The organism is Streptomyces sp. NPDC027189, from assembly GCF_055566975.1.
This window is the reverse complement of the sequence record NZ_JBVHRI010000033.1, coordinates 13,861-39,246: the sequence shown is the minus strand read 5'-3', so window position 1 is coordinate 39,246 and position 25,386 is coordinate 13,861. Positions and strand designations below refer to the sequence as shown.

The window sequence follows — 25,386 nt, the reverse complement described above, 5'->3', positions numbered from 1 at the left end:
AGTTCCCCGCGCCCCTGAAAAGGGGCGCGGGGAACTGCGCGAACGGGGTCGGGGGCGGAGCCCCAGGGACGGGACGGGCAGGGGCGGAGGGGGCGAATCCGGCTTGTCGGCGTCGGGGCGACCGGCCGAACCCCTACAGCTCCGCCAGGAGTTCCGCCTTCTTGGACGTGAACTCCTCGTCCGTCACCAGCCCCGCCTCGTGCAACTCCCCGAGATGCCGGATCCGTTCGGCGATGTCGGCCGGATCGCGGCGCGGCGCGGCGGCCGACGGCAGCGCGCCGGAGCCGGAGGCACGCACCGCGGAGAGGACGGCGGCCGCGAACGGCAGCGACTCGTGCACCGGCCCGTAGCCGAGCCCGAAGACAACCGCCGCCGGATCCTGATCGGCCTGGGCGGGCTGCGCGGGCGCCGGCTGACGGCGCAGCAGCCGCAGATGGCCCTCGAAGACCTCGGGAGAGCGCCACTCGACCCCGCTCAGGTCGGCGACCGGGAAACTCTGGTCGCCGGCCTTCCACTTCGCGGAGGAGGCACCCGTCCAGAACCACCGGAAGGACACCGACTTGCCGTCGAAGGACGCCTTCCCGTCGTACGCCTTGAACTGCAGCGGCGCCTCGGGCGGGCTCACCAGGTAGCGCTCGGCCGGCTCGTCGTCCTCGGTGAGCTGTCCGCGCAGCTCGTCCGCGTAGTACTCGGCGAGCGTCTCGCGCTCGGCGGGCAGCACGAGCCGATACGGATCGCACCCCTCCTTGAGCTGCCCCGCGGCCGCCTCCATCAGCGGATCGGCACCCGCTCGGGGCACGGCACGCAGAACGACCGTGCCACGCTTCCCCGGCGTCAGCGTCACCGCCGCGATCGCCTCCAGGGGGATGCGGCGTTCGCCGAGCGCCTGGAACAGCTTCGGTGTCCGGATCCCCCGTTCGAAGCGGATGAGCACGGAGTCGGACTCGAACTCCCAGGCGGCATGAAATCCGGCCAGTACGTCACCCATGCGGGCCATCGTATGCGGCACGCAAGCCTCCGTCGCCTCCCTGGGCGGACCGCAGTTTTTCGTTCTCTACGCGCGTCAGCCCGACACGGTGCCGGACAAACCCGTCCGGCACGCGTCATCGTCGTGCGCGCACGTCACCGCGCGGTACGCACCAATGCCGATCTCCGCGAAGTTGCGGAGACTCTCCGTACCCGGCTCGAAATAGCCGGTGTGGCCCTTCGAGTCCTTCGCCGACAGCACCCGCGCCCCGAATCCCTTCGACACCGGATCGGCACCGTGTCCGAGTCCCCCGACCTCCAGATTCGGTACGTCCGCGATCCAGTCGTCGGAGTCCCGCATCGCCCAGACCTGGGCCGAGGTGTGCAGGTTGGACGCCTTCTCGGCGCGCATGCCGGGGCTGCCCGCCACCGCTATGTCGGAGACCCGGGAGGGCAGCTCATGGGCGGCGACCCCGCACAGGACGGAGCCGTAGCTGTGGCAGTACAGCGCCACCGGCGAGCTCCCCGGCAGCGCCCGCAGCAGCGCGTTCAGCCGGACCGCGCCCTCCTCGGCGCGCATGGCGGTGGCCGCGTCCATGCCGAGCCCGCTGGGTGACGTGTAGTCAGCCCACGCGATCACGGCCGTACGCGTGCTCGGATCCGCCGCGTGCTCCGCCGCGTACAGCGAACGCGCCATGCCGACGGGCGCCGAGTTCGGCTTGTTGGTCCGCTGGAAGTTGAGCAGGTCGGTGTCGACGCCGGGCACCACGACCGAGATCCGCTGGGCCTTGTCGAGGCTGCCGAAGACCTCGGCGATCCGCCCCGTCCCCATGGGGTCGAAGGCGAGGATCTTGCGGCCCTTGTGCAGCAGCGCCTCATAGCGGTGCATACGCCGGCCCGCCTCGTGCTGACCGAGGGTCGAGAGCCGGTTGTCGTGCATGCGTTTGCGCTCGACCTTGCGCTGCTGGTCCAGGGCGATGCGGTTCGCCTTGTAGCGCAGTGTCACGGGCGCGCCGTTCATGTTGCCGACCGTGAGCGGGTAGCGGTGGGCGAGCCGGGAGCGCTGGTGGGCGTCGAGCGTGGCGAAGAAGCGGGCCAGCCGGCCGGGCGCCGAGTCGAGGTCCGGGAGCCGGTGCCCGCCGAGGCTGCCGTGCTCCCACGCCGAGCGTGACGCTTGGAGCGGCGTCGCTGCCCGATGGCTGTTCAGCGCGGTCCAGCCACCGGTGGCCAGCATCACGAACACCACGGCCAGCGCGAGCAATGCGCGCCAAACGCTGAGTTGGGGGGATGTGTCGAAGGAAGTCACTGAGAGGACACCCTAGGAGAAGTGAGGTGCCTCCCGTTAAACGAGTGAGCGGTATCACGTTTCTGGCGGGGTAATTGGGTCAAAGCGGGTTCAGTTTGAGTTAAATGGTGACGCTCCGTGTGCGTCAATGATCATTCCGTGCGCCGCTTTATCCCTGCCCGCCCCGGTGCTCACCGCTGCTGTCGGCGATCACTCCGTACGCCACTTCTCCGCCAGCGCGGGCCCCACATGATCGAGGTACGAGGCCGTCAGCTCGCGGATCGCCTCGACGCTGTTGTCCTCGCCCGCGCCCCACAACCGGCCCGTGACGCGCATCACTCCGCCGAACACGGCCACCGCGACACGCGGTCGCGGGTCGGTGTCCACGTCGAGGCCCTCACGCTCGGCGATCACCCGTGCGATTTCCTCCTCCAGCTCGGCGGAGCGGCGCAGGTGGACGGCGAGCAGCGCGGGCGTCGACTCGATCAACCGGAAGGTGCGCATGTGCAGTTCGATCGGGACGACGGCGTCGACCGCCTCGCCGATGGTGTCCCAGCCCTCCAGGACGGCCAGCCGCAGCGCCTCCAACGGGGCTTCGTGGGGCGGGCGTTCGCACACGGCGGCGAGGAAGTGCGACTCCGCGATCCGCTGGCTGAAGAGGGCGACGTCCTCCTTGCCCGCGAAGTACCGGAAGAAGGTGCGCTGGGAGACGTCGACGGCCTCGGCGATCTCGTCGACGGTCGTCTGCTCGTACCCCTTGGTGGTGAACAGTTCGAGGGCGGCCCGCAGCAGCGCGTCGCGGGTGCGCTGCTTCTTGCGTTCGCGCAGCCCCGGGTGTGGCGCCGCCTCCGCCGTGTCCGCGATGTTCATGGGTCCTCTCCTGCGAACTGTTCGCCCGGTTCAGCCTATCCGTGAGTGACGTGACAGTTACCGACTTGTGAATTGGTTTGTCAACTGTCAGTGGCTGTCACTAACCTCGAAAGCATGAGTAGTCAGACCACCATCGACACGACGGGCTCGGGGGACAAGACACCGCTCGCCCTGTCGGACCAGGCCCCCGCCAAGGGGCTCCGCGGCCATCCGTGGTTCACCCTCATCACCGTGGCCGTCGGGGTCATGATGGTGGCCCTGGACGGCACCATCGTGGCCATCGCCAACCCGGCCATCCAGAAGGACCTCGGCGCGAGCTTCGCCGACGTCCAGTGGATCACCAACGGCTACTTCCTCGCCCTCGCGGTCACCCTGATCACCGCGGGCAAGCTCGGCGACCGGTTCGGGCACCGGCAGACCTTCCTCATCGGCGTGGTCGGCTTCGCCGCCGCCTCCGGCGCCATCGGCCTGTCCGACAGCATCCCCCTCGTGGTCACCTTCCGCGTCTTCCAGGGTCTGTTCGGCGCGCTGCTGATGCCGGCCGCGCTCGGCCTGCTGCGAGCCACCTTCCCGGCCGAGAAGCTGAACATGGCGATCGGCATCTGGGGCATGGTCATCGGCGCCTCCACCGCGGGCGGCCCGATCCTGGGCGGTCTGCTGGTCCAGCACGTCAGCTGGCAGTCGGTGTTCTTCATCAACGTGCCCGTCGGCGTCATCGCGCTGGTCCTCGGTGTGCTGATCCTGACCGACCACCGCGCCAAGAACGCGCCCCGTTCCTTCGACATCCTCGGCATCGCGCTGCTCTCCGGCGCCATGTTCTGCCTGGTCTGGGCGCTCATCAAGGCCCCGACCTGGGGCTGGGGCGACGGTCTGACCTGGACCTTCCTGGGCGCCTCGGTGCTCGGTTTCGCGCTCTTCGCCTTCTGGGAGACGAGGGTGCAGGAGCCGCTGATCCCGCTGGCGCTGTTCCGCTCCGTGGCGCTGTCGGCGGGCGTGGTCCTGATGGTCCTGATGGCCATCGCCTTCATGGGCGGCCTGTTCTTCGTCACCTTCTACCTGCAGAACGTGCACGGCATGAGCCCGGTCGACGCGGGTCTGCACCTGCTGCCGCTGACCGGCATGATGATCGTCGGCTCGCCCCTCGCGGGCGCCCTGATCACCAAGTCCGGCCCGCGCATCCCGCTGGCCGGGGGCATGGCCCTCACCGCGATCGCCATGTTCGGCATGTCCACGCTGAAGACGGACACGGGCAGCGGCCTCATGTCGCTCTGGTTCGCCATGCTCGGCCTCGGCCTCGCGCCGGTCATGGTCGGCGCGACCGAGGTCATCGTGGGCAACGCGCCGATGGAGCTCTCCGGTGTCGCCGGCGGTCTCCAGCAGGCCGCCATGCAGATCGGCGGCAGCCTCGGTACGGCGGTGCTGGGCGCTGTCATGGCCTCCAAGGTCGACGGCGACCTCGCGGGCAACTGGGCGGACGCCAAGCTGCCGCCGCTCACCCCGGCCCAGCTCGACCAGGCCTCCGAGGCGGTCCAGGTGGGTGCCGCGCCGGTCACCAAGGACACGCCGGCCGCGATCGCCGCGCAGATCACCGACGTCGCGCACGACACCTTCATCTCCGGCATGAGCCTGGCGTGCCTCGTCGCCGCCGGGGTCGCCGTCGTGGCCGTCTTCGTCGCGATGCTCACCAAGCGGGGCGACAACGCGGAGGCCGCGGGGGCGGGGGCCGGGCACATCTGACGGCCCGTCTTTTATTCCGGTTTCGCCTTTTCGCCTATCAGGGTGACTGAGCTGAAGAACCCTCCCGCTGGGTGCGCGCCGCAGGTCACAGTGGGTCAAGTCCTCCGTACGGCATCGACGGCGTGGAGGGCGGCCGGAGCTGCGGCGCGCTGCCGGAGGGGGGCAGCGCGTGTGCAGGTCTGAAGGCGAGGAACGGGGGTACCCGGCGCATCGACCCGAACCGACCGAGAGGTCAAGGGAGTTCAGGAGTTGATGATGGCGGGCTTCGGACACGGTACGCGCAGGTACCCCCGTTCACGTGGCCGTATGAGGTCACGGACCGGGCCGGATCGCGCGACCCTGGGCATCATCGGCCTCGTCTGCGCGATCGCCGGTTTCTTCACGCTGAGCATCGTCCTCGGCCCACTGGCGATCGTCTGCGGCTGGCTGTCCCTGGGGCGTCGCTGGACGGGCTCCCGCCCGTTGCCGGCCCTCATCGCCCTGATCCTGGGCGGGCTGGACACCCTCCTGGCGATCATCTGGCTGGCCGGTTCAACGGGCGCGGGCAACGGCTGGCTCTGACCCGGGCCGCACACGCGCCCGCGATCACGTGCAGCCGCCGGCAGCCGCTACCGCTGTGAGCAATCGACCCGGGCCGCGGTTACCGCTGTGGGCAATCGTCCCGCAGGGCGGGACGGGTGGGCACAGCCACAACGCCGCGTGCCGTTGCGCCAAAGGTCCCCGGCACCGGGGCTGGGGGTCCGGGGGTGGGTCGCGCGGCCCGGCGCTGTACGGGGCGCCGCTTTCTTTGGGATGGGCGCCGCCCCTAGCGGCACGCACGCCCACAGCTACGACGGCTGAGACGGCGCCCGGCGTCCAGGGCGCCGCCCCCGGCGGCAGGCATGCGCGCAGCCAGGGCGGGTGCGACCGTACCCGGGGCTAGCGTGAGTGTTCCTCTGCCGTGCCCGGCACCGGGAGCGGTACTCCTGGAGGCGCCCCGCCGGACAGCGCCGCGACCTCCGCGCGCAGTGCGCGTACCTCCTCCGTGAGGGCCTCGATCGCAGCGGTCTGCCGGCGTTCCTCCACGTCGTCCTTTTCGAACCGGGAGATGAACCACGCGGCGATGTTCGCGGTGACGACACCGAGGAGGGCGATCCCGGAGAGCATGAGCCCGACCGCGAGCACGCGGCCCAGACCGGTCGTCGGCGCGTGATCCCCGTACCCCACCGTCGTCATCGTCGTGAACGACCACCACACCGCGTCGCCCAGCGTCTTGATGTTCCCGTTCGGTGAGTCCCGCTCCACGGACAGCACCGCCAGCGAGCCGAACATCAGCAGCCCGATCACCGCGCCCCCGACGTACGTCGTCAGCCGGATCTGCGAGGCCATCCGTGCCCGCCGTCCCACCAGCATCAGCGTGGAGACCAGACGCAGCAGCCGCAGCGGCTGCAGGATCGGCAGAATCACCGCGCACAGGTCCAGCCAGTGGGTGCGGACGAAGTCCCGCCGCTGCCGGGCCAGTACGAGCCGTACGAGATAGTCGGCGGCGAACGACCCCCACACCGTCCACTCCACCACCGTGCACGTCAGCGTCAGCGAGCGGCTCGCGTCGCTGTCCACGATCGGCACGGCGTACGCGAGGGCGAAGGCCACCGCGAGCGCGAGCAGAGGCCGCTGGGTGTGCAGCTCCCAACGGGCCTGTGCCGATTCATCCTTCATGCCCGCATCGTAGAAAGAAAGCGGAGTGCCCGGAGACCCGACGACGGGGGGGAGGGGGGCCCCAAGGCCCCCCCCGCCCCTCCGTCGTCGTACGTATGTCTAAGCGTCGCCGCCCGCCGCGCCCGGGTCGGCCGCCGTCACATCGAGCAGCTGGTAGCGGTCGATCGCCTGCTTCAGCACCGACCGGTCGACCTTGCCCTCGCGCGCGAGCTCGGTCAGCACCGCGACCGCGATCGACTGCGCGTCGATGTGGAAGAAGCGCCGGGCCGCGCCACGCGTGTCCGCGAAGCCGAAGCCGTCCGCGCCGAGGGACTGGTAGGTCCCCGGCACCCACCGCGAGATCTGGTCGGGAACCGATCGCATCCAGTCGGAGACGGCCACGAACGGACCCTGGACGGCGGACAGCTTCTGCGTCACGTACGGGACGCGCTGCTCCTCCTCGGGGTGCAGCAGATTGTGCCGCTCCACCTCGACGGCCTCGCGCCGCAGCTCGTTCCAGGAGGTCGCCGACCAGACGTCCGCCCGGACGTTCCACTCCTCCGCGAGGATCTTCTGCGCCTCGATCGCCCACGGGACGGCGACACCGGACGCCATGATCTGCGCCGGGATCGATCCCGACGTGCCCTCGCTGAAGCGGTAGAGGCCCTTCAGGATGCCGTCCACGTCGACGTCCGACGGCTCGGCCGGGTGCTGGATCGGCTCGTTGTAGACGGTGAGGTAGTAGAAGACGTCTTCCGAGTCCGGACCGTACATCCGGCGCAGACCGTCCTGCACGATGTGCGCGATCTCGAAGCCGAACGCCGGGTCGTACGCGACACAGCCCGGGTTCGTCGAGGCGAGCAGCTGCGAATGCCCGTCCGCGTGCTGGAGGCCCTCACCGGTCAGCGTCGTACGGCCGGCGGTGGCGCCGAGCACGAAACCGCGCGCCATCTGGTCGGCCATCTGCCAGAACTGGTCGCCGGTGCGCTGGAAACCGAACATCGAGTAGAAGACGTAGACGGGGATCAGCGGCTCGCCGTGCGTGGCGTACGCCGAACCCGCGGCGATCAGCGACGCCGTGCAGCCCGCCTCCGAGATGCCGTCGTGCAGCATCTGGCCGGTCGGCGACTCCTTGTACGCAAGGAGCAGATCGCGGTCCACGGCCTCGTACTGCTGGCCCAGCGGGTTGTAGATCTTCGCGCTCGGGAAGAACGAGTCCATGCCGAAGGTGCGGTACTCGTCGGGTGCGATCAGCACGAAGCGCTTGCCGATCTCCTTGTCCCGCATGAGGTCCTTGAGGAGACGCACAAAGGCCATGGTCGTGGCGATGGACTGCTGACCCGAGCCCTTCTTCACGCCCGCGTACGTCTTGTCGTCCGGAAGGGCCAGCGGCTTCGACCGCACGACGCGCGTCGGGACGTACCCGCCGTGCCCCTTGCGGCGGTCGTGCATGTACTGGATCTCCTCCGAGTCGCGGCCCGGGTGGTAGTACGGCGGCAGGCCGTCTTCCAGCTGCTTGTCGGTGATCGGCAGGTGCAGACGGTCGCGGAAGCCCTTGAGGTCGGCGACCGTCAGCTTCTTCATCTGGTGCGTGGCGTTGCGGCCCTCGAAGTTCGGGCCGAGGGTCCAGCCCTTGACCGTCTGCGCCAGGATCACCGTCGGCTGGCCCTTGTGCTCCTTGGCCGCCGAGAACGCCGCGTAGATCTTCTTGTGGTCGTGGCCGCCGCGGCCCAGGTGCAGGATCTGGTCGTCGGTCATGTTCTCGACCATGGCGCGCAGCCGGTGGTCGTCACCGAAGAAGTGCTGGCGGATGTACGCGCCGGTCTCGGTGGCGTACGTCTGGAACTGTCCGTCGGGCGTGATGTTCAGCTTGTTGACGAGGATGCCGTCGCGGTCCTGGGCGAGCAGCGGGTCCCAACTGCGGTCCCAGACCAGCTTGATGACGTTCCATCCGGCACCCCGGAACTGCGACTCCAGCTCCTGGATGATCTTGCCGTTGCCACGCACCGGGCCGTCGAGGCGCTGGAGGTTGCAGTTGACGACGAAGGTCAGGTTGTCCAGGCCCTCGCGCGCCGCGATCGACAGCTGGCCGAGCGACTCCGGCTCGTCCATCTCGCCGTCGCCGAGGAACGCCCACACGTGGGACTTGGAGGTGTCCGCGATGCCGCGCGCCTCCATGTACCGGTTCATCCGCGCCTGGAAGATCGCGCCGAGCGGGCCGAGGCCCATCGAGACGGTCGGGAACTCCCAGAAGTCCGGCATCAGTCGCGGGTGCGGGTACGAGGACAGGCCGTACGGCGCCTTCGACTTCTCCTGGCGGAACGCGTCGAGCTGCTGCTCGGAGAGCCGGTCGAGGAGGAACGCGCGGGCGTAGATGCCGGGCGACGCGTGCCCCTGGAAGAAGATCTGGTCGCCGCCGTCGCCCTCGTCCTTGCCCCGGAAGAAGTGGTTGAAGCCCACGTCGTAGAGCGAGGCGGAGGAGGCGAAGGTCGCGATGTGGCCGCCGACCCCGATGCCGGGGCGCTGGGCCCTGGACACCATCACGGCCGCGTTCCAGCGGGTCGCGTTGAGGATCTTGCGCTCGATCTCCTCGTTGCCCGGGAAGAACGGCTCGTCCTTGGTGGCGATCGTGTTGACGTAGTCCGTGCTGCGCATCTCCGGCACGGCCACGCGCTTCTCGCGGGCCCGCTCGATGAGCCGCAGCATCAGATAGCGGGCCCGCTCACGGCCGCGCTGGTCGACGGCGGCGTCGAGGGAGTCGAGCCACTCCTGAGTCTCCTCAGGGTCGAAGTCCGGGACCTGGCTGGGAAGGCCGCCAATGATGATCGGGTTGCGATCGGATCCGGAAGCCACGCTGTTCCTTCGCTGTCAGAGGGCCGCTTTGCTTTATGTCTGCACCGTTCCCCATCGTGTACCTAGGGGGCGGAATCGTCATCTCTACTACGTGGTAACCGAGACATTTCTGCAGACCGTTGGGACGGGCCCGACCAAAACGTAACGATACGCTGCACTCCATGACGCGTTCCGCAAAGTCGTTCGGGTCTCGTACGCTCCAAGGGTTCCGAAACTCGCAAATCGGGCAGAAAGGTGTGGTGTGCGTCACGAAGCGTCGCGATTCCATGCCTGGAGTTGCGGCGACACCGCCGGGATCGTCACCGTTTCGGCGGTCTCGACGGCCGGGTACTTGCGCGATCCGTCCCGCCCGTGTGGACTACGGCCAATGCTTCGCGCACGCGCGTGGCTGGACATCTACCGAAACACAATCAGGAGGCAAGCCGTGAGCGCGACCGCGGACCACGCGGAGGAGCGGACCAACCCGGCCGCCAGGCTGGGGTTCGAGCCCGGACAGGTGGTCCAGGAGATCGGCTTCGACGACGACGTTGACCACGAGCTCCGTGAAAGCATCGAATCGCAGATCGGCCAGGATCTGGTCGACGAGGACTACGACGACGTCGCCGACGTCGTGCTGCTGTGGTTCCGCGATGAGGACGGCGATCTCACGGACTCCCTGGTGGACGCCATTGGTCTCCTTGAGGACGGCGGCATGATCTGGCTGCTGACCCCGAAGACCGGCCGGGACGGTTACGTCGAGCCCAGCGACATCAGTGATGCCGCACAGACCGCCGGCCTCTCCCAGACGAAGAGCATCTCCGTGGGCAAGGAGTGGTCGGGCACGCGCCTGGCCACGCCGAAGTCGAAGCGCTGACGCTCCGCTGGGTCGGTCTGGGGATCTCCGGGGGCTCCCGCCCCCGACCCCCCGGGCAGTCGGCCTGAAGGGCCTCGTCCTCGAAACGCCGGGCGGGCTGAGTTTTCTCAGCCCGCCCGGCGTTTCCGCGTCGGCCTCCCGTACGGGGCGCGGTGATCGCTGCGTAGGCTGGTCTCACCCGAACAGCCCCCTGGAAGGGAAGCGAGTGACTATGGCGATCGAGGTCGGCACCAAGGCCCCGGACTTCGAGCTCAAGGACAACCACGGCGCCACCGTGAAGCTGTCCGACTTCCGCGGTGAGAAGAACGTGGTGCTGCTCTTCTACCCCTTCGCTTTCACCGGCGTGTGCACGGGCGAGCTGTGCTCCCTGCGCGACAACCTGCCGCAGTTCACCGACCGGGACACCCAACTGCTGGCCGTCTCCAACGACTCCATCCACACCCTGCGCGTCTTCGCCGAGCAGGAGGGCCTGGAGTACCCGCTGCTGTCCGACTTCTGGCCGCACGGCAACACTTCGCGCGCGTACGGCGTCTTCGACGAGGACAAGGGCTGCGCGGTGCGCGGCACGTTCATCATCGACAAGGAGGGCGTGGTCCGCTGGACCGTCGTCAACGGTCTGCCGGACGCGCGTGACCTGAATGAGTACGTCAAGGCGCTCGACACCCTGTGATTCTTCGGTTCCAAGCCCTGCGGGGTGCGGGAACCCGTCACTAGGATCGAGACGTTGATCCGATACCAACGCACTACGGGGCTTCCCGCCCCCGGACACCATTGGGAGGACTCGTGGGAGTCAGCCTCAGCAAGGGCGGCAACGTATCGCTTTCGAAGGAGGCCCCGGGACTGACCGCGGTCATCATCGGTCTGGGGTGGGACGTCCGCACCACCACCGGCACCGACTTCGACCTCGACGCCAGCGCCATCCTGACGAACGCGGAGGGCAAGGTCAGCAGTGACGCCAACTTCGTGTTCTTCAACAACCTGAAGAGCCCGGACGGCTCGGTCGAGCACACCGGGGACAACATCACCGGCGAGGGTGAGGGCGACGACGAGCAGATCAAGATCAACCTCGTCGGCGTTCCGGCCGACGTCGAGAAGATCGTGTTCCCGGTCTCGATCTACGACGCCGAGAACCGTCAGCAGTCGTTCGGCCAGGTCCGCAACGCGTTCATTCGCGTGGTGAACCAGGCGGGCGAGGCGGAGATCGCACGGTACGACCTCTCCGAGGACGCGTCGACGGAGACCGCCATGGTCTTCGGCGAGCTCTACCGCCACGGCGCGGAGTGGAAGTTCCGCGCCATCGGCCAGGGCTACGCCTCGGGCCTGCGCGGCATCGCGCAGGACTTCGGCGTGAACGTCTGAGCCGTACAGCCGTCGGCTCTTCGGTCCGGCGCCGCACCTTCACGTGCGGTGCCGGGCCCGCTGCACAACTGAAAGATTGACCTCGGGGAGGACCAGCATCATGGGCGTCACGCTCGCCAAGGGGGGCAATGTCTCCCTCTCGAAGGCCGCACCGAACCTCACGCAGGTGATGATCGGGCTCGGCTGGGACGCGCGCTCCACCACCGGAGCCGACTTCGACCTCGACGCCAGCGCGCTGCTGTGCAACGGGGGCCGGGTGCTCGGGGACGAGTGGTTCATCTTCTACAACCAGCTCAAGAGCCCGGACGGCTCGGTGGAGCACACCGGTGACAACCTCACGGGTGAGGGCGAGGGCGACGACGAGTCGATCCTGATCGACCTCTCCAAGGTGCCGGCCAACGTGGACAAGATCGTCTTCCCGGTCTCCATCCATGACGCCGACAACCGCGGCCAGACCTTCGGCCAGGTCAGCAACGCCTTCATCCGCGTCGTCAACCAGGCCGACGGCCAGGAGCTCGCCCGCTACGACCTCTCCGAGGACGCCTCCACGGAAACGGCGATGATCTTCGGCGAGGTCTACCGCTACAACCAGGAGTGGAAGTTCCGCGCGGTCGGACAGGGGTACGCGTCCGGCCTGCGGGGCATCGCCCTCGACTTCGGGGTCAATGTTTCCTAGGGCCCACCCACGCCAGCCGAAGGGGCAGCCCTCTAGACTTCGTGGTCAACGTTAGGTAAAGCCGAGTACGGCGCGGGGGAGACCCGTACACACACGATGATTGGGTAGCCAGTGCTTCTGAAAACCTTCGGCTGGTCGTTTGCGGTCACCGCGCTCGGCTTGGTCGCAGCGGCGTTCTACGGGGGGTGGACCGCCTTTGGCATCGTGGCGATCCTGGCCGTCCTGGAGATCTCGCTGTCCTTCGACAACGCGGTGGTCAACGCCGGAATCCTGAAGAAGATGAGTGCCTTCTGGCAGAAGATCTTCCTCACGGTCGGCGTGCTGATCGCGGTCTTCGGTATGCGACTGGTGTTTCCCGTCGTGATCGTCGCCATCAGCGCCAAGATCGGCCCGATCGACGCGGTCGATCTCGCGCTGAACAACAAGGACCACTACCAGGAACTCGTGACCGACGCCCACCCGGCGATCGCCGCCTTCGGTGGCATGTTCCTGCTGATGATCTTCCTCGACTTCATCTTCGAGGACCGGGACATCCAGTGGCTGCGCTGGATCGAGCGTCCGCTGGCCAAGCTCGGCAAGGTCGACATGCTGGCGGTCTGCATCGCCCTGGTCGTCCTGCTGATCACCTCGTTCACTTTCGCGACCCACGCCCACCAGCACGGCGGCGCGCACGTCGACAAGGCGCAGACGGTCCTGCTCGCCGGCATCGCGGGCCTGATCACGTACATGGTCGTCGGTGGACTCTCCGGCTACTTCGAGGACAAGCTCGAGGAAGAGGAGGAGCGGGAGCACGAGGAAGAGGAGGAGGCCGAGCGGACCGGCAAGAAGAAACCGGCCATCGTCCTCGCCGGCCAAGCCGCGTTCTTCATGTTCCTGTACCTGGAAGTGCTGGACGCGTCCTTCTCCTTCGACGGCGTCATCGGCGCCTTCGCCATCACCAACGACATCGTGCTGATGGCGCTCGGCCTCGGCATCGGTGCCATGTACGTCCGGTCGCTCACGGTCTACCTGGTCCGCCAGGGCACCCTGGACGACTACGTCTACCTGGAGCACGGGGCGCACTACGCGATCGGCGCCCTCGCCGTGATCCTCATGGTCACCATCCAGTACCAGATCCACGAGGTCATCACCGGCCTCGTCGGTGTCCTGCTGATCGCTTGGTCCTTCTGGTCGTCCGTGCGCCGCAACAGGGCGCTCGCAGCGGCCGAGGGAAAAGGTGAGGCCTCGGACGAGAAGGCCGAGGTCTCGTCCGGGGTGTGACAGCCCCTTCTGCTGAGGCTCGGTTCGTCGGCGTGTGAACCGGGCCCCGTTGAGGAACGCTCTGAGCGGGGCGGCCGTCGAGGACGAGTCCTCACGGCCGCCCCGCCGCATATCGAGAACGTGGGGGCGGAATGGGCATCTGGCAGGACCTGTGGCGCGGACGCTCGGCGGACTTCGACTCCGGCAGCGCGGCCACCAACTCCATCGAGCTGACCAAACGGAACCACACGGTCTCGCTCACCAAACAGGGCGCGGCCACCGGCAATCTGCGCATCAACCTGTCCTGGCGGATGCGCAGCTCCGACATCGGCGGCCCGCAGCGCGGCAGCCTGCTGCGCCACCCCTTCCGCACCTTCAAGCCGGAAGTGGTCCAGGCGCACACCCAGAGCATGGTCAACGTCGACCTCGACCTGGGTGTCATGTACGAGCTGACGGACGGCACCAAGGGCGTGGTCCAGCCACTCGGCAGTTTCTTCGGCGAACTCAACGCCCCGCCGTATGTGAAGCTCAGCGGCGACGACCGCTTCGGCTCCGGGTCCGGCGAGACGGCGTTCGTCAACCTCGACCACCGCAACGACATCAAACGGCTTCTGGTCTTCGTCTACATCTACGACCAGACGCCAGCCTTCGACCGTACGCACGCCATCATCACGCTCTACCCGAGCAACGGCCCGCGCATCGAGATAGGCCTCGAGGAGCGCCATCCGCAGGCCCGGTCCTGCGCGGTCGTGATGATCCAGAACAACAAGGGCGAGCTGACCGTGCGCCGCGAGGTGAAGTTCGTCTACGGCTTCCAGGCCGAACTCGACCGGCTCTACGGGTGGGGGCTGCAGTGGGGCCGCGGCTACAAGTCAAAGGTGGACAGGTAATCGCCCAAGAGCCCGGGGCGCAGCTGTGGGGGCGGCGGCTGCGGCTTGTGGGTGGCTGGTCGCGCAGTTCCTTGGGCCCTTTCGGGGCGCCCCTAACGCCCGATGAACTGCGGCCCCTGCGGCGGCAGCCGGAAGTCCGGGTCGGGGCCGGCGCCCACAGCCTGCGGGAAGCCGTACGCGGGCTGGGCGGCGGGCGCGGTCTGGGGTCCCGGATAGCCGTAGGCCGGCTGACTGGTGGGCTGGGGATAGCCGTACGCCGGCTGGGCGGCAGCCGCGGGAGCCGTCTGCGGCTGCGGATACCCGTACGCGGGCTGCTGCGGAACCGGCACGGGCTGCTCGGGCGGCAGCGGCACCGATGTCTCGGGGGCGGCGACGGGCGCGGCCCACGCGGCGGCCTCGGGTGCGGATCCGGTCACGGGCGCGGCGGCGGCCTCCGTCTCGTCGACCGAGATCCCGAAGTCGGTCGCGAGCCCCACCAGACCGTCGGAGTAACCCTCCCCGAGCGCCCGGAACTTCCAGCCCTCACCGCGCCGGTACAGCTCGCCGCAGATCAGCGCGGTCTCCGCGCCGGTCTCCGGCTTGATGTCGAAGTACGCCAGCGGTTCGCCGTCCGCGACCGTGGCGTCGTACAGCAGGATGCGCAGGGCCCGTACGCGGTCGAAGGTGACGTCGTCCGCCGATGCGACCAGGAGAATCTGTCCGACACCGGACTCGACACCGGCCAAATCCGTCTGGATCGTGTCGGTCAGGCCCTCGGCGACGCGTTTCTTGCCGAGCCGCCAGACCTTGCCGGAGGGGTGGCGGGGCTGGTTGTAGAAGACGAAGTCCTCGTCGGATCGCACACGACCGTCGGGGCCGAGGAGCAGCGCCGAGGCATCGACATCGGGGACACCCTGCCCGGGCGTCCAGCGCAGCACCGCGCGCACCGCCGTGGCGTCCAGCGGGACGTTCGACCCCTTCAGCATCGCGTGCGTCATGCGGTCATCCTGCCCTCTCGGTCCTGGTCACGACAACGCGGGGTCTCCCCGGAACCGGTGAGTGTTGGACACGGCCGAGTTACCTGAACTTCATGCCGGGTGGGAACCCCTGACATGGATCCATACGTACTATTACCGGCCACATTGAATCGGGCCACCTAGCCGCCACGGGGGAGTTCTATGCGTCATTTCGGTCACATCGCCCCTGAAGAGCGGCAGCGCCTCTTCTTCCAGGAGCCCAGCGTCTTCACCGCCGACTCGCCGGCCCGGGTGCTCGCGGCGGCCCTCGGGGCCACGCTGTACAGCCCGGCGACCCGGCCGCAGCTGGCCGACGACATCATCAAGCAGGCCGGGCGCGGTGTGGTCTCGATGGTGCTGTGCCTGGAGGACTCGATCGACGACTCGGAGGTCGTGGACGCCGAGGAGAACCTGGTCCGGCAGTTCACCGACCTCGCGGCACGCCAGGACGCCGGTGAGGCCCCGCTGCTGTTCGTCCGGGTCCGCTTCCCCGAGCAGATCCCCGACCTCGTCCAGCGCCTCGGTCCCGCCGTCCGGCTGCTGTCCGGATTCGTGATGCCGAAGTTCACCGAGGAGCGCGGCATGCCGTTCCTGGAGGCGCTCGCCGGTGCCGAGGCGACGAGCGGGCGGCGTCTGTTCGCCATGCCGGTGCTGGAATCGCCCGAGCTGCTGTACCGGGAGTCGCGCGTCGACACCCTGGAGGGCATCTCCCGCGCCGTCGGCAAGTACCGCGACCGGGTGCTCGCGCTGCGTCTCGGCGTGACGGACTTCTGCTCCTCGTACGCGCTGCGCAGGGCCCCCGACATGACGGCGTACGACGTCCAGGTCGTCGCCTCCGTGATCGCCGATGTGGTGAACATGCTGGGGCGGGCCGACGGCACCGGCTTCACGGTGACCGGGCCGGTGTGGGAGTACTTCCGGGTCCAGGAGCGCATGTTCAAGCCGCAGCTGCGCCGCAGCCCCTTCCTGGAGGGGCAGGCGGAGGAGCTGCGCGAGGCACTGATCGAGCACGCCATGGACGGCCTGCTCCGTGAGATCACCCTCGACCAGGCCAACGGCCTGCTCGGCAAGACCTGCATCCATCCCTCGCACGTGCTGCCCGTGCACGCGCTGTCCGTCGTCAGTCACGAGGAGTACAGCGACGCGCAGGACATCCTGAATCCCGAGCGCGGCGGCGGCGTGCTCCGGTCGGCGTACACGAACAAAATGAATGAAGTGAAGCCGCATCGCGCCTGGGCCGAGCGCACCCTCCAGCGCGCCGAGGTCTTCGGCGTCGCCCACGAGGACATCGGCTTCGTGGACCTGCTCGCCGCCGGGCTCCCGGCGTGAGCCGGCGCGAACCAGTGATGCGGAACCCGATCAACAAGGAATTGATGAACGACGCAGTGAACGACGCAGTGAACGGCGCAGTGAACGACGCGGTGTGGACCGGGACGTGGGTCGCCGAGCGGCTCGGCGTCGAACTCGTCGGTGACGAGAGGCTGAGCGACCTGCTGGGGCTCGCGCTGCGCCGCAACCCCAGGCGCGCGCATCTGCTCGTGTCGAACGTCCTGGGCAAACACGTACCGCAGTCACCGTCCGTGGTGTACGGATACGGGTTCGCGCTCGGCCGCCGGGTGCGGGACCTGCTGGGCACCGAGGACGCCCGCGCGGCCGTGGTCCTCGGGTACGCCGAGACGGCCACCGGCCTCGGCCACTCGGTCGCGGACGGTGTCGGCCTCGCTCCCTACCTGCACTCCACCCGCCGCCCGGTCACGGGCGTCGCCCGGGCGGGCGGCTTCGAGGAGTCCCACTCGCACGCCACCTCGCATCTGCTCCTCCCCGAGGACCCCGGTCTGCTGGCGGGCTCCGGCCCGCTGGTCCTGGTCGACGACGAGTTCTCCACCGGCAACACCGTCCTCAACACGATCCGTGACCTGCATGAGCGCTATCCGCGCGAGCGCTACGTGGTCGTGGCGCTGGTCGACATGCGCTCGGCCGCCGACCTGGGCCGCCTGGAGGAGTTCGCCCGGGAGATCGGCGCGCGGGTCGACCTGGTGTCCGCGGCGTCGGGGACCGTGAAGTTCCCGGAGAGTGTCCTGGAGAAGGGGCAGGCGCTGGTCGCCGCCCACGAGTCGGCGGCGCCCGGCCCGGCGGCGCCCGGCCCGGCGGCGCCCGGGCGTGCCGGGCGGCAGGCCACCCGCGTCGAGCTCGGCTGGCCCCGCGGCGTCCCCGACGGTGGGCGGCACGGGTTCACGCCGGGCCAGCGAATACGGCTGGAGGGCGCTCTGCCCGCCATGGCCGCGCGAATCGCCGACGCGCTGCCGGACGGCGCCCGGCGCGTGCTCGTGCTCGGCTTCGAGGAGCTGATGTACGCGCCGCTCAGGCTGGCCCGGGAGCTGGAGCAGGTGGTGACCGCCGAGGTCCGCTCCTCCACGACCACCCGCTCGCCCGTTCTCGCCCTCGACGACCCCGGCTACGCGATCCGCACCCGACTCGTCTTCCCCGCCCACGACGACCCGGACGACGGCCCCGGCGAGCGCTACGCCTACAACGTCGCGGGCGCCGGCTTCGACGCCGTCGTCGCCGTCGTCGACTCGGTGGCCGACACCCCCGAACTGCACGCCCCCGACGGCCTGTTGGCCCAGCTGGCGGCGCACACCCCGAGCGTCCTGCTCGCCGTCGTCCCGTCGTACGTCCCCGCACGGCCGATTACCGAAAGGCCCTCCATGCTGCCCGAGCCCCTCCGCGGCCCCGCCTTCTCCTCGTACGCGGCCGATGAGGTCGGCTGGCTGCTCCAGGACCTCTCGGACGTGGGCCTGGAGGCGCCGACCGAGGAGCGCGAGGAGGCGATCCAGAGCGGCGGCGCCCACTACGCGGAGTCGCTTCCGGTCGAGTACCAGCCGACCGCCCAGTACCAGGAGCTGTTCCACGCGGCCCTCGACACTTCGGCCGCCCGCATCGCCCAGGCCGTCGGCGCCGTCACCGAACTGGTGCTTGCCGAACGTTCTCCGCGCCCGGTCCTTGTGTCCCTGGCCCGCGCGGGCACGCCCGTCGGTGTCCTGATGCGCCGCTGGGCCAAGCACCGCCACGACCTCGACCTGCCGCACTACGCCGTCTCCATCGTCCGCGGCCGCGGCATCGACGCCAACGCGCTGCGCTGGCTCGCCGCCCACCACGACCCGGCGGACGTCGTCTTTGTCGACGGCTGGACCGGCAAGGGCGCGATCACCCGCGAACTGGCCGACGCGATACGGGAGTTCGAGGCGTCCGAGGGCATCACCGGCTTCGACCCGGAGATCGCGGTGCTCGCCGACCCGGGCTCGTGCGTGCGGACGTACGGCACCCGCGAGGACTTCCTCATCCCTTCCGCCTGCCTCAACTCGACGGTCTCCGGGCTGATTTCGCGCACGGTCCTGCGTGCCGACCTGGTCGGCGAGCACGACTTCCACGGCGCGAAGTTCTATCGCGAACTCGCCGGCTCCGATGTCTCCGTCGCCTTCCTGGACGCCGTCGCCGCGCACTTCGCCGAGGTCACCGACGCGGCCTGCGCCCAGGCCAAGGAGCTCCTTTCCGCCGACCGCACCCCCACCTGGGAGGGCTGGGCGGCGGTCGAGCGGATCAGCGAGGAGCACGAGATCCACGACGTGAACCTCGTCAAGCCGGGCGTCGGCGAGACCACCCGGGTGCTGCTGCGCCGCGTTCCCTGGAAGATCCTCGCGCGCGCCGGGGCGGGCGCCGACCTCGACCACGTACGCCTGCTCGCCGAGCAGCGCGGAGTACCCGTCGAGGAGGTCGCCGAACTCCCGTACACCTGCGTGGGGTTGATCCACCCGAAGTACACGCGCGGCGCGACCGGTGCCGACGGCAAGGCGGTGACGGCCTGATGTCCGCGCCCAAGACGCTCGTCGCCAGCGACCTCGACCGTACGCTGATCTACTCCTCCGCGGCCCTGGCGCTGACCATGCCGGACGCCCGCGCACCCCGGCTGCTGTGCGTCGAGGTGCACGAGAGCAAGCCGCTGTCGTACATGACGGAGACGGCAGCCGCCCTGCTCACCGAACTCGGTGACACGGCGGTCTTCGTGCCCACCACGACCCGCACCCGCAAGCAGTACCAGCGCATCAACCTGCCGGGCCCGGCCCCGAAGTACGCGATCTGCGCCAACGGCGGGCACCTGCTCGTCGACGGCGTCTCCGACCGCGACTGGCACGGGAGCGTGACGGCGCGGCTCGCCACCGAGTGCGCGCCGCTGGACGAGGTGCGGGAGCACCTGGCGGCCACCGCCGATCCCGCCTGGGTCCGCAAGCACCGGGTGGCCGAGGACCTGTTCGTCTACCTCGTGGTGGAGCGCGAGCTGCTCCCGGAGGAGTGGGTGAAGGAGCTGGCCGTGTGGGCGGAGAACCGCGGCTGGACGGTGTCCCTGCAGGGCCGCAAGATCTACGCCGTACCCAAGCCGCTCACCAAGAGCGCGGCCATGCACGAGCTCGCCCGCCGCACCGGCGCGACCCTGACCCTCGCCGCCGGTGACTCCCTCCTCGACGCCGACCTGCTGCTGGCCGCCGACCGGGGCTGGCGCCCCGGCCACGGCGAACTGGCCGAGGCGGACTGGACGGCGCCCGCGATCACGGCTCTTCCGGAGCGGGGGATCGCCGCGGGGGAGCGGATCCTGCGGGAGTTCGTGAACGCCTGCGACGGACGGGCGTCGGGCTGAGCCCGAGAGTTACCGTGGGCAGGGGAGCCGACGTGAGGAGAGCCACGTGGCCAAGGGCAACAGCACTCCACTGACAGACGAGCTCTACGCGTACATGCTCGGTCACAACCCGCCGCTGGACCCCGTGCAGCGCATGCTGGTCGAGGTCACTCACGTCCAACTCCCGCTGGTGGCGGGCAAGCAGGTGGCCGAGGAGCAGGGGGCGCTGCTCGCGTTCCTCGTGCGGCTGACGGGGGCGCGCCGGATCGTCGAGGTCGGTACGTTCACGGGGCTGTCGGCGCTGTCAATGGCTCAGGCGCTGCCGCCCGACGGGACGCTGCTGACCTGCGACATCTCCGAGGAATGGACGGAGCACGCGCGGGAGGCCTGGGCGAAGGCGGGTGTCGCCGACCGGATCGAGCTGCGGATCGCGCCCGCGCGGGAGACGCTGCGCGGGCTGCCGGACGAGCCGCACATCGACATGGCCTTCATCGACGCGGACAAGGACAACTACATCGCGTACTGGGACGAGTTGGTGCCCCGGATGCGCCCCGGCGGACTGCTCGTCGTCGACAACGTCTTCCTGCACGGCGGCGTCACCGACCCCGGGGCGACCGGCCTCGCCGCGGCGATCAAGGAGTTCAACGAGCACGTGAAGGCGGACGACCGCGTGGACAGCGTGATGCTGGCGGTGGCGGACGGGATGACGTTGGCGCGGCGGCGATAGCGGGGGGAGCGCCCCCCCGGGGTCCGGGGTCCGGGGATCAGCCGCAGCAGCCCCCGCCGCAGCAGCCGCCACCGCCACCCGCGCGGGGCGCCGGAGCGGGCGCGGCGGACGACGTTCCGCCCACGGAGACCGTCGACAGCAGCTTCACCGTGTCGTCGTGTCCGGCGGGGCAGTCCGCGGGGGCGGAGGACTCCGCCATCGGTCGGCTCAGTTCGAAGGTGTCGCCGCAGGTCCGGCAGCGGTACTCGTAGCGAGGCATGAGGCCCAGATTAGCGGGCGCCCCGCGCCGCCGACGAGGGTCGCCCGGGCAGCTCGCGCTCCCTGGCCCGCTGGAGGGCCAGCGCGTGGGCCTTGGCGCGCAGTCGCTGCTCCTGCTCGATCCGCTTGGGATGGCGGGCCTTCCAGTACGGGTTGTCGTGGGGCAGTCGGCGGAGACGTGCTTTCGCGTCGGCGGGGGCCGTGCTTTCCGGTCGGCGGGGGCCGTGCGTTCTTTCAGCATCCGCCTGGGGGTGGTGGGCCGCCAACATCGGAGCGCGGGAGAGTTCGGGCTCCCGATACGGGAGCCCGGAGGCTTCGGATCTCCGAAGCGGGAGCCCGCGAGACTTCGGACGTCCGACACGGGAGCCCGGGAGGCTTCGGACGTCCGACACGGGAGCCCGCGAGACTTCGGACGTCCGACACGGGAGCCCGGGAGGCCCGGAACCCCCAACACCGGAGCGCGGGAGACTTCGGGCCCCCTACACCGGAGCGCGGAGACTTCAGGCTCCGCCGCCCCGCTCCTCACGGATCTGGGAGACCACCCGCGCCACCGTCTGCCGTACCGCCTCGGTCTCGGTCAGGAAGTGCCAGTAGTCGGGGTGGCGCCCCTCCAGCGTGGCGATGGCGCGGTCGAGACGGGCGACGGAGTCGTCCAGCGGGCGGGCGTGTCGCTGGTCGGGGGTGCTGCGGCCCGCCATGGCCAGCCGCTGGGCGTCACGGATGGCGAACCGGGTGCGGTCGATCTCCTGCTGAGGGTTCTTCGCCACCGCGTTCAGCCGCCGCAGCCGGTCGCCGGCCGCCGAGACGGCCTCGTCGGTGTTGTTCAGCAGCGCCCGCACGGTGGACAGCAGCGAGGTCGCGTCCGGCCAGCGCTGCGCGTCGCGCGCGGCCTGCGCCTCCTTCAGCTTGAGCTCGGCCTGCCGTACGTTCTCCGCGGCCTGCTCCGGCACGTGCTGCAGGTCCTGCCAGCACGCGGCCGAGAAGCGCCGCCGCAGCTCGCTCAGGATCGGCTCCACCTGCCCGGACCGGGTGGTCAGAGCCTGCGCGCGGGTGCGCAGCGAGACCAGCCGGTGGTCGATCTCGGCGGCCCGCTCGGGCAGCCGCTCCGCCTCCGCGCGCACCGCTCCGGCCTCCCGCGAGACCCGCTCGGCGCGCTCCAGCGTCTCCGGTACGCCGTGCTGTCCGGCCCCCTGGTTGAGCTTGGTCAGCTCGGGCCCGAGGGCGGCGAGCCGGGCGGCGAGGTCATTGGCCGTGAGCCCCGAGCCCCGTACGCCGTCCAACGCATTCGACGCGGCGAGCAAGGCCTGGCGGGCGCGCTCGACGGCAGGGGCGAGCCGGGCGAGCTGCGTCTCGGCCTTGCCGAGCAGCGGCCCGAGCCCCCGCTCGAACCGGTCCAGATCCCCCTTGACCCGGCCCAGCTCGTCCTTGGCGGCGGTCAGCTCGGTGCGGGCCCGAACGGCGACCGACGCCTCCAGGTCGTCGCGGTCGAGATCGTGGGCGTCGACGGCGGTGATGTACTGATGACTGGCCTCGTCGATGCGCCGCCCCAGCGCCTCGAAGTCGGAGACCGCGCGGCGGGCCGCGGGCGAGTCGTCGACGGCCGTGATCGTCTCGATGGAGATCCGCAGATCGCGCTGCGCGGTGTCGAGTTCGTAGAAGGCGGCCGCGGCGGCGTCCTTGGCGGCCTGCGCCTCGGCCCGCTGACTCTCGGAGCGACCGCCGAACCACCGCCGGGTGCCGCCACCGGCGAAGGCGGCGGGCAGCACGAGCACGGCGAGCAGCGGCACGGTCATGAGGGTGAGCGCGTCACGGGTGGCGCGCGAGATTCCGAGGGCGCGGCGGGCCCGGTACCGCCGAGCGGTCGAGGGGCGACGAGGCGCTTGCTGTGCGCATGGCACAAACGGCGAATACGGCTGCGAAGGTGTCGCCGTCACATCCCTCTCCCGTGCTGTCATCCGCCTTGCCCGGCTGTCATTCTCCCACCGGTTAAGGACGAACACACGGGCCGGTTAGTTCGCGGTTCGTACCGTGATCTTCCCGTCGTTCGTGTGGGCGGACACCACATGGGAGCTGGCCGGGTCGCGGGGTACGGACACATTCACTGAGCCGTCACCGCTCCCGGTCGTCACGCGGTAGCTGTCCCGGGGCAGCGCGATGGTGACGGAACCGTCCTGTGAGCGGGAGTCCACCAGGTCGGGCACGGCGCCGAGTTCGAGCTGTACGGAACCGTCCTGCGTACGGGCGCGCACCTGGCGCGAGTCGACGCCGAGCGCACGGATGGACCCGTCGCTGCTGTGCAGGTCCAGCGGCCCCGAGGAATCCGTCACCCGCACGGAACCGTCCGACGTACGAATGCTCAGGGCCTCCTTGAAGCCCTGCGCGCGCACGCTTCCGTCCCCGTCCCGCACGGTGACGGCGATGCCGCGCGGCACCACGATCCGGTGCCTGGCCGAACAGTCGGCCACCACTCCCGAACACTTCATCCGCAGCACGAGCCGATCGCCGTCCTCCATCGCCCAGGTCACCCTGGGATCCCCACCGACGACGACCCGCCCACGGAACCACCGGGTGACCTCGACCTTGTCCGCCTTGGCGGAGTCCGAGACCACGAGATCGAGCGCGGAGTCGTCCGAGTCGACGGTGAGTGTGCGCCCGTGCAGCGCGAAGGACCGGTGATCGGGACTCTTGTCGTCCCCCGCGGACGCGCCACAGGCGGTAGCGCCCGCGACGAGGACCACGACGACGCCGGCGACGGCGGCCGCGCGGGCAGGAACGGTACGGGCCATGGTGATTCCCCCTGAGAAGGACTGGCTGCGAAGTCTCCTCGACCGTACGGATCCGGGGTCCGCAGGGGGATCCGGGCGGCTCCCGGATCGAAGGTGGGGATAACCCCCGCCCCGGCCCGTCCGCCCGCACTCCCCGGATACGGGTTTGCGGGGCATCCCCCCGGATACGGGTTTGCGGGGCATCCCCTCGGGCAATGTAGGCTGTCGACTCGTCCTGGGCGCGTAGCTCAGCGGTAGAGCGCCGCCCTTACAAGGCGGATGTCGGCGGTTCGAAACCGTCCGCGCCCACCAGGCCAAAGACCCCCAGCCGATCATGGCTGGGGGTCTTTGACATCCAGGTCTGACATCAGCGCCGGGTCTACTCGCGCTGTAGGCGCCGCGTGAGGAGCCGGTCCATGTGGCTGACTGCCTCGCGCTGAGTGTCCTGGACCACGTGGGTGTAGACGTTCATCGTGACGGCGATCTGGCTGTGGCCCAGGATCTCCATCACGACGCGTGGCGCCACCCCGGCCGCGGTGAGCAGGGTCGCGCAGCCGTGCCGAGCGTCATGCAGTCGGATGACCCGTAGGTCTGCGTTCTTGGCGACCCGGGTGAAGGAGCGGTAGACGTTGCGCGGCTCGATCGGTCGCCCCGTCCGCGTGGTGAAGACGTAGCCGCTCTCCTCCCAGCGATCACCCGCACGTTCACGCATCGCGGCTTGCCGCATGCGCTGGTACCTCAGTGGGGCCACGCAGATGGCCGGCAGTGGCAGTACCTGCCTACGGCGTCGGCCCTTGGGGTCGTCCTCGTATGCCTCACCGCCGACCCGTTGCCGCTGCTTTCGGACCCTGACCTCGCGCTTGTCGAGGTCGACGTCCTGCCATCGGAGCCCGATGACCTCCCCACGACGGAGACCGAGGGCGATGGAGAGCACGAAAGCGGGGTAGAGCGGATCAGTCCGAGCGGCAGTGAGGAAGTCGAGCGTCTCGTCCAGGCTCCAGGGATCAAGTGCCCGCGCGAGCGCGGGCTGGCCCTTGGGCTTTGGCCCCTCTGCGCCTTCGGCGCCGGGGCCAAGCCCTGGGCCGCAGCGAGTGCGGGCCTGAGTGGAGAACGGTAAGCACGCTGATGGGCCGGTTGACTCCGAGACTTTAGGCAGCCACCATGGGGCGAGCCTCGAAGATCATGGCCCCAACGTCGTGCTTTACGGGCAGGTCCACAGACTGCCCGACTCGCCGGAAGCTTACGGGGCCATGATCACTCGCCCCATGGCAGCTCCAGCCCAAAGTCTCGGAGCCAACCTCTCAGCGTCGTCGACCGCAGACCGGCCGGCCATCCACGCGACCCCACCGGGATGTAGCCTTCCCGTCCATTCGAAGGTCTCTGGAGGATCCCTGTGCACACCACCGTTTTCCTGCTGCGGAGCGCGCTGGGCCTTGTCGGCGGTCTGGTGTTCATGTGGGAGCTGAACCGCCAAGCCTCGGGACCGGGCTGGAGGAAGCCACGGGTCTTCTCCGCAGTAGCGGCTGTGCTGCTCGCCGGGCTGCTCGCCGTCTAGAGATCACCG

23 protein-coding genes, 1 tRNA gene and 1 pseudogene are annotated in these 25,386 nt (G+C 69.7%); 14 read left to right on the top strand and 11 right to left on the bottom strand.

Features of this window, described 5'->3' with window-relative positions:
- Window positions 1-133: 133 nt before the first annotated feature.
- The 3 genes from ACZ4RZ_RS43650 to ACZ4RZ_RS43640 all read right to left on the bottom strand — a co-directional run bounded on the left by ACZ4RZ_RS43650 (window position 134) and on the right by ACZ4RZ_RS43640 (window position 3,121).
- Window positions 134-997, bottom strand: a complete 864-nt coding sequence (locus ACZ4RZ_RS43650; RefSeq protein WP_467753159.1) for a DUF4429 domain-containing protein — start codon at window positions 995-997, stop codon at window positions 134-136.
- A gap of 66 nt (window positions 998-1,063) precedes the next feature.
- A complete protein-coding gene (locus ACZ4RZ_RS43645; protein ID WP_467753119.1) occupies window positions 1,064-2,272 on the bottom strand; it encodes an alpha/beta hydrolase in 1,209 nt (402 codons plus the stop codon).
- Window positions 2,273-2,461: 189 nt separating this feature from the next.
- Complete coding sequence (locus tag ACZ4RZ_RS43640) at window positions 2,462-3,121, bottom strand: TetR family transcriptional regulator (protein ID WP_467753118.1); 660 nt, start codon at window positions 3,119-3,121, stop codon at window positions 2,462-2,464.
- Between the two features lie 114 nt (window positions 3,122-3,235).
- On the opposite strand from ACZ4RZ_RS43640, the gene ACZ4RZ_RS43635 reads away from it, so the two are divergent.
- Both ACZ4RZ_RS43635 and ACZ4RZ_RS43630 read left to right on the top strand, forming a co-directional pair.
- Window positions 3,236-4,858, top strand: coding sequence for an MFS transporter (locus ACZ4RZ_RS43635; RefSeq protein ID WP_467753117.1), 1,623 nt, complete (start codon window positions 3,236-3,238; stop codon window positions 4,856-4,858).
- 252 nt (window positions 4,859-5,110) lie between these two features.
- Window positions 5,111-5,419 carry a small hydrophobic protein gene (locus ACZ4RZ_RS43630; protein WP_467753116.1) on the top strand — a complete coding sequence of 103 codons (309 nt, stop codon included), beginning with the start codon at window positions 5,111-5,113 and terminating at the stop codon, window positions 5,417-5,419.
- Between the two features lie 357 nt (window positions 5,420-5,776).
- Here the strand turns inward: ACZ4RZ_RS43630 and ACZ4RZ_RS43625 are convergent, their stop codons facing one another.
- A complete protein-coding gene (locus ACZ4RZ_RS43625) occupies window positions 5,777-6,556 on the bottom strand; it encodes a potassium channel family protein (RefSeq protein ID WP_467753115.1) in 780 nt (259 codons plus the stop codon).
- Window positions 6,557-6,655: 99 nt separating this feature from the next.
- Window positions 6,656-9,388, bottom strand: coding sequence for a pyruvate dehydrogenase (acetyl-transferring), homodimeric type (gene aceE / locus ACZ4RZ_RS43620; protein ID WP_467753114.1), 2,733 nt, complete (start codon window positions 9,386-9,388; stop codon window positions 6,656-6,658).
- 424 nt (window positions 9,389-9,812) lie between these two features.
- Between aceE and ACZ4RZ_RS43615 the strand changes: the two genes are divergently transcribed.
- The 6 genes from ACZ4RZ_RS43615 to ACZ4RZ_RS43590 all read left to right on the top strand — a co-directional run bounded on the left by ACZ4RZ_RS43615 (window position 9,813) and on the right by ACZ4RZ_RS43590 (window position 14,405).
- Window positions 9,813-10,241: a DUF3052 domain-containing protein gene (locus tag ACZ4RZ_RS43615; protein WP_467753113.1), complete on the top strand. Its 429-nt coding sequence runs from the start codon at window positions 9,813-9,815 to the stop codon at window positions 10,239-10,241.
- A 211-nt stretch (window positions 10,242-10,452) separates the two neighbouring features.
- The gene (locus ACZ4RZ_RS43610) at window positions 10,453-10,911 is read left to right on the top strand and encodes a peroxiredoxin (protein WP_467753112.1); all 459 of its coding nucleotides are present in this window, start codon (window positions 10,453-10,455) and stop codon (window positions 10,909-10,911) included.
- Between the two features lie 113 nt (window positions 10,912-11,024).
- Window positions 11,025-11,600 (top strand): TerD family protein, encoded by a 576-nt coding sequence (locus tag ACZ4RZ_RS43605; RefSeq protein WP_467753111.1) that lies wholly within the window; start codon window positions 11,025-11,027, stop codon window positions 11,598-11,600.
- Window positions 11,601-11,700: 100 nt separating this feature from the next.
- Window positions 11,701-12,276 (top strand): TerD family protein, encoded by a 576-nt coding sequence (locus ACZ4RZ_RS43600; protein WP_327428387.1) that lies wholly within the window; start codon window positions 11,701-11,703, stop codon window positions 12,274-12,276.
- A 111-nt stretch (window positions 12,277-12,387) separates the two neighbouring features.
- On the top strand, window positions 12,388-13,536 hold the full coding sequence (locus tag ACZ4RZ_RS43595) for a DUF475 domain-containing protein (RefSeq protein ID WP_467753110.1): 1,149 nt from the start codon (window positions 12,388-12,390) through the stop codon (window positions 13,534-13,536).
- Window positions 13,537-13,667: 131 nt separating this feature from the next.
- A complete protein-coding gene (locus ACZ4RZ_RS43590) occupies window positions 13,668-14,405 on the top strand; it encodes a TerD family protein (protein ID WP_467753109.1) in 738 nt (245 codons plus the stop codon).
- A 92-nt stretch (window positions 14,406-14,497) separates the two neighbouring features.
- On the opposite strand, the gene ACZ4RZ_RS43585 is transcribed toward ACZ4RZ_RS43590, so the two are convergent.
- Window positions 14,498-15,382 carry a TerD family protein gene (locus ACZ4RZ_RS43585; RefSeq protein WP_467753108.1) on the bottom strand — a complete coding sequence of 295 codons (885 nt, stop codon included), beginning with the start codon at window positions 15,380-15,382 and terminating at the stop codon, window positions 14,498-14,500.
- 180 nt (window positions 15,383-15,562) lie between these two features.
- Here ACZ4RZ_RS43585 and ACZ4RZ_RS43580 point away from each other — a divergent pair, with 180 nt between their 5' ends.
- From ACZ4RZ_RS43580 to ACZ4RZ_RS43565, 4 genes are read left to right on the top strand one after another with little or no spacing between them, the layout of a single operon-like run.
- Entirely contained in the window at window positions 15,563-16,729 is a 1,167-nt protein-coding gene (locus ACZ4RZ_RS43580) for an HpcH/HpaI aldolase/citrate lyase family protein (protein ID WP_467753107.1), read from the top strand.
- Window positions 16,730-16,773: 44 nt separating this feature from the next.
- Entirely contained in the window at window positions 16,774-19,266 is a 2,493-nt protein-coding gene (locus ACZ4RZ_RS43575; RefSeq protein ID WP_467753106.1) for a phosphoribosyltransferase, read from the top strand.
- Window positions 19,266-20,093 (top strand): HAD family hydrolase, encoded by an 828-nt coding sequence (locus ACZ4RZ_RS43570; protein ID WP_467753105.1) that lies wholly within the window; start codon window positions 19,266-19,268, stop codon window positions 20,091-20,093. Before ACZ4RZ_RS43575 ends, ACZ4RZ_RS43570 begins: the two co-directional genes overlap by 1 nt.
- 46 nt (window positions 20,094-20,139) lie before the next feature.
- Window positions 20,140-20,799, top strand: coding sequence for an O-methyltransferase (locus ACZ4RZ_RS43565; protein ID WP_467753104.1), 660 nt, complete (start codon window positions 20,140-20,142; stop codon window positions 20,797-20,799).
- Window positions 20,800-20,836: 37 nt separating this feature from the next.
- Here ACZ4RZ_RS43565 and ACZ4RZ_RS43560 read toward each other — a convergent pair whose 3' ends face one another.
- The 4 genes from ACZ4RZ_RS43560 to ACZ4RZ_RS43545 all read right to left on the bottom strand — a co-directional run bounded on the left by ACZ4RZ_RS43560 (window position 20,837) and on the right by ACZ4RZ_RS43545 (window position 23,843).
- Window positions 20,837-21,058, bottom strand: coding sequence for an FmdB family zinc ribbon protein (locus ACZ4RZ_RS43560; RefSeq protein ID WP_467753103.1), 222 nt, complete (start codon window positions 21,056-21,058; stop codon window positions 20,837-20,839).
- Between the two features lie 10 nt (window positions 21,059-21,068).
- Entirely contained in the window at window positions 21,069-21,326 is a 258-nt protein-coding gene (locus tag ACZ4RZ_RS43555) for a hypothetical protein (RefSeq protein ID WP_467753102.1), read from the bottom strand.
- A gap of 231 nt (window positions 21,327-21,557) precedes the next feature.
- Window positions 21,558-22,991: a hypothetical protein gene (locus ACZ4RZ_RS43550; RefSeq protein WP_467753101.1), complete on the bottom strand. Its 1,434-nt coding sequence runs from the start codon at window positions 22,989-22,991 to the stop codon at window positions 21,558-21,560.
- 75 nt (window positions 22,992-23,066) lie between these two features.
- The gene (locus ACZ4RZ_RS43545; RefSeq protein WP_467753100.1) at window positions 23,067-23,843 is read right to left on the bottom strand and encodes a DUF4097 family beta strand repeat-containing protein; all 777 of its coding nucleotides are present in this window, start codon (window positions 23,841-23,843) and stop codon (window positions 23,067-23,069) included.
- Between the two features lie 216 nt (window positions 23,844-24,059).
- Here ACZ4RZ_RS43545 and ACZ4RZ_RS43540 point away from each other — a divergent pair.
- Window positions 24,060-24,134 (top strand) — tRNA-Val (locus tag ACZ4RZ_RS43540).
- Between the two features lie 67 nt (window positions 24,135-24,201).
- Here the strand turns inward: ACZ4RZ_RS43540 and ACZ4RZ_RS43535 are convergent.
- Window positions 24,202-24,837: pseudogene (locus ACZ4RZ_RS43535) on the bottom strand (site-specific integrase); the annotation flags it as partial.
- Between the two features lie 378 nt (window positions 24,838-25,215).
- On the opposite strand from ACZ4RZ_RS43535, the gene ACZ4RZ_RS43530 reads away from it, so the two are divergent.
- The gene (locus ACZ4RZ_RS43530) at window positions 25,216-25,377 is read left to right on the top strand and encodes a hypothetical protein (RefSeq protein ID WP_467753099.1); all 162 of its coding nucleotides are present in this window, start codon (window positions 25,216-25,218) and stop codon (window positions 25,375-25,377) included.
- Window positions 25,378-25,386 lie beyond the last annotated feature (9 nt).

What these genes read in the sequence shown, in the direction of transcription:
- ACZ4RZ_RS43650 (WP_467753159.1), bottom strand. Translation starts at nt 997, where the DNA reads ATGGCCCGCATGGGTGACGTACTGGCCGGATTTCATGCCGCCTGGGAG.
- ACZ4RZ_RS43640 (WP_467753118.1), bottom strand. Translation starts at nt 3,121, where the DNA reads ATGAACATCGCGGACACGGCGGAGGCGGCGCCACACCCGGGGCTGCGC.
- ACZ4RZ_RS43635 (WP_467753117.1), top strand. Translation starts at nt 3,236, where the DNA reads ATGAGTAGTCAGACCACCATCGACACGACGGGCTCGGGGGACAAGACA.
- ACZ4RZ_RS43630 (WP_467753116.1), top strand. Translation starts at nt 5,111, where the DNA reads ATGATGGCGGGCTTCGGACACGGTACGCGCAGGTACCCCCGTTCACGT.
- ACZ4RZ_RS43625 (WP_467753115.1), bottom strand. Translation starts at nt 6,556, where the DNA reads ATGAAGGATGAATCGGCACAGGCCCGTTGGGAGCTGCACACCCAGCGG.
- ACZ4RZ_RS43610 (WP_467753112.1), top strand. Translation starts at nt 10,453, where the DNA reads ATGGCGATCGAGGTCGGCACCAAGGCCCCGGACTTCGAGCTCAAGGAC.
- ACZ4RZ_RS43600 (WP_327428387.1), top strand. Translation starts at nt 11,701, where the DNA reads ATGGGCGTCACGCTCGCCAAGGGGGGCAATGTCTCCCTCTCGAAGGCC.
- ACZ4RZ_RS43590 (WP_467753109.1), top strand. Translation starts at nt 13,668, where the DNA reads ATGGGCATCTGGCAGGACCTGTGGCGCGGACGCTCGGCGGACTTCGAC.
- ACZ4RZ_RS43585 (WP_467753108.1), bottom strand. Translation starts at nt 15,382, where the DNA reads ATGACGCACGCGATGCTGAAGGGGTCGAACGTCCCGCTGGACGCCACG.
- ACZ4RZ_RS43580 (WP_467753107.1), top strand. Translation starts at nt 15,563, where the DNA reads ATGCGTCATTTCGGTCACATCGCCCCTGAAGAGCGGCAGCGCCTCTTC.
- ACZ4RZ_RS43575 (WP_467753106.1), top strand. Translation starts at nt 16,774, where the DNA reads ATGAACGACGCAGTGAACGACGCAGTGAACGGCGCAGTGAACGACGCG.
- ACZ4RZ_RS43570 (WP_467753105.1), top strand. Translation starts at nt 19,266, where the DNA reads ATGTCCGCGCCCAAGACGCTCGTCGCCAGCGACCTCGACCGTACGCTG.
- ACZ4RZ_RS43560 (WP_467753103.1), bottom strand. Translation starts at nt 21,058, where the DNA reads ATGCCTCGCTACGAGTACCGCTGCCGGACCTGCGGCGACACCTTCGAA.
- ACZ4RZ_RS43555 (WP_467753102.1), bottom strand. Translation starts at nt 21,326, where the DNA reads ATGTTGGCGGCCCACCACCCCCAGGCGGATGCTGAAAGAACGCACGGC.
- ACZ4RZ_RS43545 (WP_467753100.1), bottom strand. Translation starts at nt 23,843, where the DNA reads ATGGCCCGTACCGTTCCTGCCCGCGCGGCCGCCGTCGCCGGCGTCGTC.